This is a genomic window from Aliirhizobium wenxiniae (genome assembly GCF_019511445.1).
Classification (GTDB): domain Bacteria; phylum Pseudomonadota; class Alphaproteobacteria; order Rhizobiales; family Rhizobiaceae; genus Neorhizobium; species Neorhizobium wenxiniae_A.
In genome coordinates this window covers 26239-37809 of sequence record NZ_JAEUAN010000017.1, presented here as the reverse complement: position 1 = coordinate 37809, position 11571 = coordinate 26239, and the positions used below count along the sequence as shown (strand labels likewise).

Below are 11571 nucleotides of genomic sequence, written 5' to 3'. Positions count from 1 at the left end.
GGCGAAAACCCCTCCCGCCTGCCGGCCACCCTCCCCACAAGGGGGAGGGTTAAGACCCCCTCAAACCCGCTCGATCACCGTCGCCGTGCCCATACCGGCGCCGATGCAGAGCGTGACGAGCGCGGTGTTCAGGTCGCGGCGTTCGAGTTCGTCCAGCACGGTGCCCAAAATCATCGCGCCGGTGGCGCCGAGGGGGTGGCCCATGGCGATGGCGCCGCCGTTGACGTTCATGATGTCGTGGGAGATGTCGAAAGCCTGCATGTAGCGCAGCACAACGGCGGCGAAGGCTTCATTGAGTTCGAAGAGATCGATGTCGGAAATCTTCATGCCGGTGCGGGCGAGAAGCTTTTCGGTGACGTCGACGGGGCCGGTCAGCATCAGGGCCGGGTCGGAGCCGATATTGGCGAAGGCCTTGATACGGGCGCGGGGCTTGATGCCCATGCTCTCGCCGCCCGCTTTCGAGCCGATCAGCACCGCTGCGGCTCCATCGACTATTCCAGAGGAATTGCCGGCGTGGTGGACATAGTTGATCTTCTCGATTTCCGGATGGGCCTGGATGCCGACGGCTTCGAAGCCGCCCATTTCGCCCGGCATCTGGAAGGAGGCGTTGAGGGAGGCCAGCGCCTGCATGTCGGTTCCCGGACGCATGTGTTCGTCGCGGTCGAGGATGATCAGGCCGTTCTGGTCTTTTACCGGGATGACGGAGTTGTTGAAATAGCCGGCATCCCAGGCCTTGCCGGCGCGTTTCTGGCTTTCCACCGCATAGGCATCGACGTCATCGCGGGAGAAGCCGTACTTTGTGGCGATGAGATCGGCGGAGACGCCCTGGGGCATGAAATAGGCCGGGAAATTGACCGAGGGGTCCATGTACCAGGCGCCGCCGGACATGCCCATGCCGACGCGAGACATACTCTCGATACCGCCGGCGATGACGATGTCGTCGGAACCGGCTGCTATCTTGCCTGCGCCGAAATTGATGGCGTCGAGGCCGGAGGCGCAGAAACGGGAGATCTGCATGCCGGGGGCTTTGGTGGAATAACCGGCTTCGAAGGCGGCGGCCTTGGGGATGACGGCGCCACTATCCATCACCGGGTCGACGCAGCCCATGACGATGTCGTCGACGGTTTCCGTGTCGAGATTGTTGCGGTCGCGGATGGCTTCCAGCGTTTTCGCGGCGAGGCGGACGGAGGGGACCTCGTGCAGTGATCCATCCTTCTTGCCGCGACCGCGCGGGGTGCGCACGTGGTCGTAAATGAAGACTTCGGTCATGGTGTTGTCTCTCTCCCTAGGTGGCAACTCACCTTGCCTCAATAACAATGCGGGAGAGAAGACCCCTCCCAACCCTCCCCACAAGGGGGAGGGCTTAACCCAGCCGCATCCGCCAACGCTTAATCGAGGCGGCGCGACTTACGCTTGGTTTCTCCCCCCTTGTGGGGGAGATGGCCGGCAGGCCAGAGAGGGTGTTCTCCTCAGAACGCCTCGGCCGCCAGTTCCATCACGCTATCTGCACCCGCCTCTATACGAACCTTGCGCAGCGTGGTTTCCGGCATGATCTTCTCCATGTAGAAGCGCGCGGTCGTGAGCTTCGTCTTCAAATACTCCTCGCGGGCATCACCGCTGGCAAGCTTACCTTGAGCCGCCTTTGCCATTTTCGCCCACATGTAGCCGAGCGTCACGAGGCCGAAGAGGTGCATGTAGTCGGTGGAGCCGGCGCCGGCGTTGTCCGGCTTGGCCATGGCGTTCTGCATGAACCACATGGTGGAGGCCTGCAGGTCGTTGAGGCCCTTTTTCAGGGCCTTGGTGTAGGGGGCCATGGTTTCGTCGGCGCGATTTTCCTCGCAGAAATCGCCGATTTCCTTGAACATGGCCATCACGGCGCGGCCGCCGTTGAGAGCCAGTTTGCGGCCGACCAGATCGAGTGCCTGGATGCCGTTAGCGCCCTCATAGATCATGGTGATGCGGGCATCGCGGACATACTGGCTCATGCCGTGTTCCTCGATATAACCGTGACCACCGAAAACCTGCTGGGCCATGACGGCGTGGTCGAAACCCTTGTCCGTCAGCACGCCCTTCAGGATCGGGGTGGCGAGGCCGAGAAGATCGTCGGCGTTCTGGCGCTCCGCCTCATCCGGCGAGCGGTGGGCGATGTCGGATTTCAGCGCCGTCCAGAGAAGGAAGGCGCGGCCTGCCTCGTTGAAGGACCTGATGGTCATCAGCGTGCGGCGGATGTCGGGGTGGACGATGATCGGATCGGCCTTTTTATCCGGTGCCTTGGCGCCGGAGAGCGAACGGCCCTGGATGCGCTCGTTGGCGTAGGCAACGGCGTTCTGATAGGCGGTCTCGGCGATCGACAGGCCTTGCAGGCCGACACCGAGGCGGGCCTCGTTCATCATCACGAACATGGCCGAGAGGCCCTTGTTTTCCGCGCCGATGAGATAGCCGGTCGCATCGTCATAGTTCATGACGCAGGTGGAATTGCCGTGGATACCCATCTTTTCTTCGAGCGCACCGCAGGTCACACCGTTGCGGGCGCCGAGCGCGCCATCTTCGCCCACCGTGAATTTCGGCACGATGAAGAGCGAGATGCCCTTGGTGCCTTCCGGTGCGCCTTCTATACGGGCAAGAACCAGATGGATGATGTTGTCGGTCATGCCGTGTTCACCGGCGGAGATGAAGATTTTCTGGCCGGAGATCTTGTAGCTGCCATCGCCCTGCGGCACGGCCTTGGTGCGCAAGAGGCCTAGATCGGTGCCGCAATGGGGTTCGGTGAGGTTCATGGTGCCTGACCATGTGCCTTCGACCATTTTCGGCAGGTAGGTGGCTTTCTGCTCATCCGAGCCGTGGACGAGGATGGCGGCGATGGCGCCCTGCGTCAGGCCCGGATACATCATCAACGACATGTTGGAAGACGACATGTATTCGCCGACGGCGGCATGCAGCGTATAGGGAAGCCCCTGCCCGCCGAATTCTTTCGGCACGGCGAGGCCGATCCAGCCGCCTTGGCAATACTGGTCGTAAGCCTGCTTGAAGCCTTTCGGCACGGAAACGGTACCGTCATCATGGCGGGTGCAGCCCTCCTGATCGCCGGAGAGATTGAGCGGGAAGAGCGTGGTCTCGGCCAGTTTCGACGCTTCACCGACAATCGCCTCGATCATGTCGGGCGACGCATCGGCGAAACCGGGAAGGTTGCCGTAGCGCTCAAGGCCCAGAACATCGTTCAGAATGAAAAGCGTGTCGGCGGTTGGGGCCTTGTAGACTGGCATCGATGAGCATCCTCCCTGTCATCATCCGCGTGGCGCCGCTCCTCAGCTCCTCGCGCTCCTGTCTCGTCATTTAATTGACGTGCGCGTAAACGTCAATCATCGAGCGGATTCAAATTTCGGTGCCTTCTAGATCGAAGATAGGGCGGGTTTTGGGGACGTCAGGCGGATAATCAATATTAGAACGTTATGAAATAGTTAAAATTTGCGACAAACTTAACGGCTTGTTTACCATGTTTGCAGACATATTGGACGGTGTGACGGTGCGAAGCGTTTAGGCGAAAGCGGCTCAAACCTTCACAATGGCAAGCCTTGCGTAAGGTTACTCTAATATTCGGATTTACTCATGGAGGAATGCCTCCGGGGGAAACGTTCAGAGTCGGACCGGCAGGATCAACGTCGAAACGAGCGAGCACATGAACGGATCACGATCGGCACATCCCCGTCACGGCGACCGAGACCGCTCGTCGCTGGATGCGCTGAGCCGCACCATCGAGGGGCTGGAAGCACGCATTCAGGGCCTGATGGCAGGCGGCCGCACGCCACCCCCGGCAGCCGCAGCGCAGAGACCGACCGAAGACAGCCGGCCGCAACGCATGCCGCCCGTACAGGATCCGCGCGCCAGAACAGGTGCTGCCGCCTATTCCGAACGCCCGCGCGACCCGCTGAGCGAAATCCGCGAGCGTCAGCGCATGCTGGAGCAGTCGGGACAGAACAACCGCCGTTACGAGAGCAGCGCCGCGATGCCGGCTGCGCCCGTGGCCCGTGCGGAACTACGACCGGACTTGCGCAATGATCCGCGTCTTGAACAACGGACTGGAACACGTCGCGAGGATATTCGCCAGCCGGCTGTTTCCACGCGCGTGGCCGAGGCCAACCAGCGCCGCGCCGACATCCGCGAATTTACCGAAACGCTTTCCGGCCTGAGGCACGACCTGAAGCGCGATATTTCCGAAGGCGTTTCGCAGGAAATGCGGGCGCTGCGCGAGGAAGTGCGGGCGATCAGGGCACAGGCCGAAGACACCCGCTTCAGCCAGGATGTGCAGTCAGACCTTGCGCGGCTTGCGCAGGGTATCGACCAGCTTGCGATGCAATCCGCCCCCGGTGCGTCCGGCCTGCGTTCGGAATTCGAAGACATGCGCGCCGTGATGGACGGGCTTGCCCGGCAGGAATCGCTGCGGCAGATGCAGGACCAGTGGGTTGGCCTTGAAGAACGGCTTCAGGACGCCGATACGAGCGCATTGCGCGAGGAACTGGTGGCGCTCGCCTACCGGGTCGACGAAATTCGCAACCAGCTTGGCGTGATGGCGGACAGCCCGACCATTCGCGCGCTGGAACAGAAGCTGCTGGCGCTTGCCGGCATGATGGAACAGCTCGGCTCTCGCATGAAGCCGAATGATGCGGCAATCACCGAACAGTTCAGCCAGCTGGATCACAGGCTGGACGAGATCAGCCGTGCGATTGCCGCCAATACTCGCGCCAGCGCTGCCAATGCGCAGGACGAGCTTGCAATGCAGCGGCTGGAAGATCGGCTAGCAGACCGGTTGGCCGGGCTGATGGAGCAGGTCGAGACGATCGGCCGCTACACCGCCGACCAGAGCGCGACCGACGGTCTTTCGGCACGGATCGAACTGCTTGCCGGCAGGATCGAGGACATGGCCGAGGAGCAGGCAACAGCCCAGCTTCAGGAACGGATCGAACAGCTTTCAGCGCTGGTGCAGCAGATGCATGCGCCCGGCCAGCAGGAAGATGTCACCAATTATCTCTCCGACATTTCCCGCAAGATCGACGCGCTGGATACGAGTTTCGGCGCCGAAGGGCTTGGCGAGCGGCTCGATTATCTGTCGCGCCGGATCGAGGAAATGGAACAGCAGCCGCGGCCGCAGCATGCCGATGACGGCGCTGCCTTCGTACGGATCGAGGACCGGCTGAGCGACATCGCGGCGCGACTTGATGAAGCGTCATCCGCTCCACGCAATGACGATGAGGCCCTGCGCGGACTGGAAGCGCAGATCGCCAATCTTTCGACGCTGATTTCGCAGCCGAGCAGCGCACCTGCCGCATGGCCGCCGGAATTCGACAGCCGGATGGCGGCGATCGAAGGCTATATGGCGACCAATGACGAATATATCGTCGAGGCCGCACGACAGGCCGCTGAAGCCGTGATCGAGGCCTATTCCCGCAATCTGAGCGCCGGCGCCCCCGGCACCAGCAGCGACATGGCAGCACTTGCCGCCCTTGCCGACGACCTGAAGCATCTGGAAGAACTGACCCGTGGTTCGGAAAGCCGGACGCACCAGACCTTCGAGGCGCTGCACGGCACACTGGTGCAGATCGCCGAGCGGCTGGACCAGCTGGAAGGCCAGTCGGTTCAGGCTCCTGCCCCTTCTTTTGCTGCAAGCTACCGTAGCGAAGAGCCGGTGCGCCAGCCCGCCTTTGCGGCCGCGCCGATGCAGCGCGACATGCCGGTTGCGCGTGAGGCGGCACCGGCCGCAGTACCGGCGCTTTCGGCCGAGGTTGCACACGAACTTGCCAGCATGGACATGCCGCGCACGGAAGCCCGATTGAGGGAGACCAGCGCGATCGGCTCGACCATGGCGGATCACGTTCCGGCAATTCTGCAGCCTTTGGAGCAGGAACTCGAAGACGAGCCAAAACCCGCGAAGAAAAGCCTGCTCGGCGGGCTGGCCAAGCGGCTGCGCCCCGGTTCGAAGCAGGACAAGGCAGCGAGCACGCGCACCTTTGTCGACCCGACCCCTTCGATCGATCCTTCGGCGGACGATACGGTGGTTGCACGCGACATGCTGGAGAGCGAAAGCGAAAACGACCTTCTGGAGCCGGGTTCCGGCGCGCCGGACGTTCGGAAAATCCTTGAAAGAGTTCGGGCAAGCCAGGCGGCCGGAGAGTTTGGCAACGAGAGAGGCAGCGACCGCACCGGCGACCGGGCCGACTATATTGCCGCCGCACGCCGCGCCGCGAAGGCCGCGGCACAGGAAGTCGATCCTTCGCTGATGGGTTCGATGGCCAAGAGCCAGGCGAAGCCGGGCAAGGTCAAGCCTGCGGTCGGCAAGACCGAGACGGCGAAGGGTGCATCCGCATTTTCGCGCCATCGCCGCCCGATTCTGATGGCAGTCGGCGCCGTGCTTCTGGCGCTGATGGCAATGCCGCTGATCAAGACCGTGACGAGCGGAAGCCCTGCTCCGCAGGTCGCTTCCGTGGAACAGCCGGTGATTGCGGCTGCTCCTGAGGCGAGCGCGCCGACGCCTGCAGCGCTTGTTCCGCAGACACCCGTAGCTTCCGAGGCTCCGGTCTCGCCGCAGAGCGCTGCGCCTGAGATGACGGCTCCACCGGCTGCAGAAGAAACTGCAAATTCACCGGAGGGTGCCGCACCACAGACGACTGACACGGAAGCAGTTGCAGAAGCACCAGCGGAAGACCTGCCCGCAACTCCGATCGCGCCGGTCGAACAGGCTTCGATCGTCGTTCCGGCCGGTATCGAGCCGCAGTCGATGGCCGATGCGGCTGCAGCCGGTGACGCCAATGCGCTGTTTGAAATCGGTGCGCGCTTCAGCGACGGCCGCGGTGTTTCCGCCGATCCGGGCGAAGCTGCCAAGTGGTACAAGCTTGCGGCCGATCGCGGCCTTGCACCGGCTCAGTACCGCATGGGCAACCTGCTCGAAAAGGGAACCGGCGTCGACCGCAATCTCGGTGAGGCGATCTCCTATTATCGTCAGGCCGCGCAGGCCGGTAACGCCAGCGCCATGCACAATCTGGCGGTTCTTTTTGCTTCGGGTGCAGCCGGCCAGCCGGATTATGCGGCCGCCGTCGAATGGTTCCGCAAGGCAAGCGAACTCGGTGTTGCCGACAGCCAGTTCAACCTCGCGATCCTTTATGCCCGCGGCAACGGGGTGAAGCAGGACCTCGAAGAGAGCTACAAGTGGTTCGGTGTGGCTGCCAAGGGCGGTGACACGGATGCCGCAACGAAGCAGGAAGAAGTGGGCAAGGCGATGCGCAAGGAGCAGCTGGACAGCGCCCGCGCCAAGCTGAACTCCTGGACCGCCAAGCCGCTCGACCCGAATGCCAATGCCGTCAACATTCCCGACGAATGGGCTTCCGGCAAGAAGCTGACGACCGCTTCGATCGACATGACCAAGGCGATCCGCAACATCCAGGCCATTCTCAACAAGAACGGTTTCGATGCCGGCACTCCGGACGGCAAGATGGGTGCAAAGACCATTGCCGCGATCAAGTCTTTCCAGAGCTCGATCGGCCAGGAGCCGACCGGCAAGGTGGACGACGCGATGGTGCGCGAACTTCTCAAGCGGAATGGATGAGCTCCAGTCGCCGGGCCGAAGACGATCCATTCGTCTCCGGCCCGGCTTTTTTTGGTGAGCCTTCAGCATATCTCCAATCACGACTAAACCGACCGGGTTTACGGTGACGCGGCATATTGGCCACGCCGCGAAGAAAACGGGCGAATCAAAGGCTTGCGGTACCCTGACGCGGCTTCATGGGTTTGACAGCCCAAGGCCTGCGCGGGCATGTGGCTCAGACATCTTCATGCCTTGTTCACCCGGCATGTGAGACACTTTCCCACTACCTCATCAGACAAGCGAGAGATCGCCTGCCGGACGAGGTCGTTCTGTTTCGCCTTGTCGGGGTCAACCGTGACGATCTACCTGCCCATAGCAGAGCTTTCGGTGAATATTTTCATCATCCTCGGCATGGGTGCGGCCGTCGGTTTCCTGTCCGGCATGTTCGGCGTCGGCGGCGGATTTCTGATCACGCCGCTTCTGATTTTCTACAACATCCCGCCCGTCGTGGCGGTGGCAACCGGGGCGAACCAGGTGGTCGCTTCCTCGGTTTCCGGTGCGATCACGCATTTCCGGCGCGGTACGCTGGACATGAAGCTCGGGACGGTGCTGCTTGTCGGCGGCCTTGTCGGGGCGACGGTCGGTGTGTGGATCTTTTCCTGGCTGAGACGCATCGGCCAGCTCGACCTGTTCATCTCGCTTCTCTATGTCGTGCTTTTAACGACGATCGGCGTGCTGATGCTGCAGGAAAGCCTGCGCGCCATGCGCAAGGCGAAGCTCAACCAGCCGCTTCCGTTGAAGCGTCCCGGCCAGCATAACTGGGTGCACCGGCTGCCCTTGAAGATGCGGTTCAAGAAGTCGAAGATCTATCTTTCGGCCATTCCTGTGGTGACGCTCGGTTTCCTGATCGGCATCCTGACTTCGATCATGGGTGTCGGCGGCGGCTTCATCATGGTGCCGGCGATGATCTATCTGTTGCGCATTCCAACCAATGTCGTCGTCGGGACGTCGCTGTTCCAGATCATCTTCGTTACCGCCTATACGACCATGGTGCAGGCGGCGACCAACTATTCCGTCGATATCGTGCTTGCCTTCATACTGATGGTGGCGGGCGTTATCGGGGCGCAATACGGCGTGCGTGTGGGGCAGAAGCTGCGCGGCGAGCAGTTGCGCGCGCTTCTGGCGCTTTTGGTTCTGGCGGTCGGCATCCGTCTTGCTGTCGGTCTGTTCATCCGGCCGCAGGATCTCTATTCGGTGGCAGTCGGGGGGATCGGTTACTGATGTTTTCCCGGCTTGCCCTTCTCCTCTCGCTTCTTCTCCTGCCCGTCGGCAATTCGGTGGCGCAGATCCCGATGGGCGAGGCATCGACCGGCAAGGAGGGGCTCGATATCGGGGTTTCGACAAACGAGATCGCGATTACCTCGGATTTCCGCGGGGCGGACCTGACCGTTTTCGGGGCGATGACCAATGCCGACGACCTGCTCTTGGCGATCGGCAATTACGACATCATCGTCACGCTCGAAGGCCCGCGCGACTATGCCACTGTGCGCAAGAAGGAGCGGATCTTCGGGGTCTGGGTGAATACGGATTCGATGATTTTCGAGCAGGTGCCGGAAAGCTATTCGATCGCCAGCACCCGCCAGCTCGACGACCCGACGCAATTGCCGCCGATCAATACGGCGGGTGTGGGGATCGAACATCTGGCGCTCAACCCGATCGGTTATATCCGCGATGTCGGCGAGCTTTCGGATTTTCGTGAAGCTTACCGGCGGCTGAAACTGGCGGGCGGGCTTTACCAGAAGGAAGCGAGCGGCGTTCGCTTCGTGTCCTCCAGCCTGTTCCGCGCCTCGCTGCGCCTGCCGGCCAATGTGCCGGACGGGGTGCATATCGTGCGCGCCTATCTGTTCAAGAGCGGCACGCTGATCACCCAGCGTGAGATCCCGCTCAGGGTGGTGAAGACCGGCCTTGAACAGGCGATTACCGACACGGCGCATAACCAGCCGTTTGCCTATGGCCTGCTCTGCGTGCTGATCGCGCTCGTTACCGGCTGGGGTGCCAGCATCGTCTTCCGCAAGGATTGATCCCTGCCGATCCATCCCCAACGCCTTTGCTTCGGCGATCCCTACTCTAGTTAGCGACAGGTATCGCAAACCCAGACTGCCATGATGTTGAAACGCTTCCTCGACCGCCTGCCAGCCCGCCTGTCCGAACGATTGCCCGCCCGATTGCCGGATTGGCGCCACCTGCTGCATCCGACGCAATTGCGCATATTAATCCGGCGCAGCGAATTCGGCCTGATCGCGATGGCGGCGGTGATCGGTGTGCTCGCCGGCCTCGCGGTTTCGGCGATGAGTTTCATTGCGCACGAGATCCAGGTGCTGATCTTCGGGATCGGCCCGGATGAGAGGCTGAGCGCAGCCACGACGCTTAATCCGATGGTGGTGCTCTGGGCACCGGCGGCGGGCGGCGTGCTGATGGGGGCCGTATTTCTGATCCTGAAGAAGTGGCGCAAGAAGCCGATGGTCGACCCGATCGAGGCCAATGCGCTGCATGGCGGGCGGCTGTCGCTGACAGACAGTATCGTGGTTGCCGTGCAGAACCTGATTTCCAACGGTTTCGGCGCCTCTATCGGACTGGAGGCCGGCTATACGCAGCTTTCATCCGGTATCGCCTCGAAGATCGGCCTCATTCTGCAATTGCGCCGCTCGGACATGCGCATTCTCGTCGGCTGCGGTGCGGCGGGTGCGATCGCATCGGCCTTCAATGCGCCGCTGACGGGATCCTTCTATGCTTTCGAGCTGATCATCGGCACCTATACGATCGTCAGCCTTGCGCCGGTCGTGGTTGCAGCGCTCTCCGCGACCTTCGTGACGCGGCTCTTCGTCGGCGAGGAGTTCATGATCGATATCGGTGAGATCGGCACGGTCGTCCCGGCCGACTATCTGCCGGCCGTCATGCTCGGGGTTCTGTGCGCGGGCGCCGGTATCCTGCTGATGAAAGGCGTCTCGCAGGTGGAGGAACAGGCGCGGAAAAGCTCGATCTCTCCCGTCTTCCGCCCGGCGCTTGGAGGGTTGATTGTCGGAGTGCTGGCGTTGATCGACACACGGGTGCTTTCGGCGGGGCACGGCGCGCTGCATGAAAGCCTCAACCAGCATATGGCGATCGGCGCGGTGGTCGGGCTCTTGCTGCTCAAGTCGGTCGCCTCTGCGATCACCATCGGCGCCGGTTTCCGTGGCGGCCTGTTCTTCGCCTCGCTGTTTCTCGGTGCGCTGCTCGGCAAGCTGTTTGCCTATGCGACGCCGTTCCTGTTTGCGCATGCAACACTGACGCCGGTCATTTATGCGGTCGTCGGCATGAGTGCGATGGCAGTCGCCGTAATCGGCGGGCCGTTGACGATGACGTTTCTGGCGCTCGAAGTGACCGGCGACTTTCCAATCACGGCACTGGCGTTGGCGGCCGTCATCACCTCCTCGGTCGTGGTGCGGACCAGCTTCGGCTACTCGTTCGCGACATGGCGTTTTCACCTGCGCGGTGAAGGGATCAGGAGCGCGCATGATATCGGCTGGATCCGCAACCTGACCGTCGATAAGCTGATGCGCTCAGACGTGAAGACGGCGAAGGCAGACATGACACTCGATCAATTCCGCAAGGATTTTCCGATCGGCTCGACGCAGCGGGTGATCGTGATCGACGAGAACGAAAAATATGTCGGCATTATCCTGACACCGGAAGTCTATGCCGCGCCGACCGAAGGCGGCGAGGAGGAGCCGGAACTTTCCTCCTTCATCCGCTACAAGAACGATGTGCTGCTTCGAAGCATGAATGCCAAGCAGGCGGCCGCGATGTTCGACCGGACGGAGGCGGAAGCGCTTGCGGTGGTCAACAACCAGATCGAGCGCAAGGTGGTGGGGCAGCTCTCGGAGAGCCATACGCTGAGGCGCTACACGGAAGAACTGGACCGGCGGCGGCGCGAGGTTTCGGGCGAAATCTAGGATGGT

6 protein-coding genes are annotated in these 11571 nt (G+C 62.0%); 4 read left to right on the top strand and 2 right to left on the bottom strand.

The window, feature by feature from the left end:
* Positions 1–60: 60 nt before the first annotated feature.
* Positions 61–1269, bottom strand: a complete 1209-nt coding sequence (locus tag JNB91_RS19980; RefSeq protein ID WP_220327235.1) for an acetyl-CoA C-acetyltransferase — start codon at positions 1267–1269, stop codon at positions 61–63.
* A gap of 200 nt (positions 1270–1469) precedes the next feature.
* Entirely contained in the window at positions 1470–3263 is a 1794-nt protein-coding gene (locus JNB91_RS19975) for an acyl-CoA dehydrogenase C-terminal domain-containing protein (protein ID WP_220327234.1), read from the bottom strand.
* Between the two features lie 413 nt (positions 3264–3676).
* Between JNB91_RS19975 and JNB91_RS19970 the strand changes: the two genes are divergently transcribed.
* The 4 genes from JNB91_RS19970 to JNB91_RS19955 all read left to right on the top strand — a co-directional run bounded on the left by JNB91_RS19970 (position 3677) and on the right by JNB91_RS19955 (position 11565).
* Positions 3677–7594 (top strand): peptidoglycan-binding protein, encoded by a 3918-nt coding sequence (locus JNB91_RS19970; protein ID WP_220327233.1) that lies wholly within the window; start codon positions 3677–3679, stop codon positions 7592–7594.
* A gap of 333 nt (positions 7595–7927) precedes the next feature.
* Positions 7928–8854, top strand: a complete 927-nt coding sequence (locus tag JNB91_RS19965) for a sulfite exporter TauE/SafE family protein (RefSeq protein WP_220327342.1) — start codon at positions 7928–7930, stop codon at positions 8852–8854.
* Positions 8854–9654, top strand: coding sequence for a TIGR02186 family protein (locus tag JNB91_RS19960; RefSeq protein ID WP_220327232.1), 801 nt, complete (start codon positions 8854–8856; stop codon positions 9652–9654). The genes JNB91_RS19965 and JNB91_RS19960 overlap by 1 nt, the downstream gene beginning before the upstream one ends.
* A gap of 81 nt (positions 9655–9735) precedes the next feature.
* Positions 9736–11565 carry a chloride channel protein gene (locus JNB91_RS19955; protein WP_223218289.1) on the top strand — a complete coding sequence of 610 codons (1830 nt, stop codon included), beginning with the start codon at positions 9736–9738 and terminating at the stop codon, positions 11563–11565.
* The last annotated feature ends 6 nt before the right edge of the window (positions 11566–11571 follow it).

What these genes read in the sequence shown, in the direction of transcription:
- JNB91_RS19960 (WP_220327232.1), top strand. Translation starts at nt 8,854, where the DNA reads ATGTTTTCCCGGCTTGCCCTTCTCCTCTCGCTTCTTCTCCTGCCCGTC.
- JNB91_RS19975 (WP_220327234.1), bottom strand. Translation starts at nt 3,263, where the DNA reads ATGCCAGTCTACAAGGCCCCAACCGCCGACACGCTTTTCATTCTGAAC.
- JNB91_RS19955 (WP_223218289.1), top strand. Translation starts at nt 9,736, where the DNA reads ATGATGTTGAAACGCTTCCTCGACCGCCTGCCAGCCCGCCTGTCCGAA.
- JNB91_RS19970 (WP_220327233.1), top strand. Translation starts at nt 3,677, where the DNA reads ATGAACGGATCACGATCGGCACATCCCCGTCACGGCGACCGAGACCGC.
- JNB91_RS19980 (WP_220327235.1), bottom strand. Translation starts at nt 1,269, where the DNA reads ATGACCGAAGTCTTCATTTACGACCACGTGCGCACCCCGCGCGGTCGC.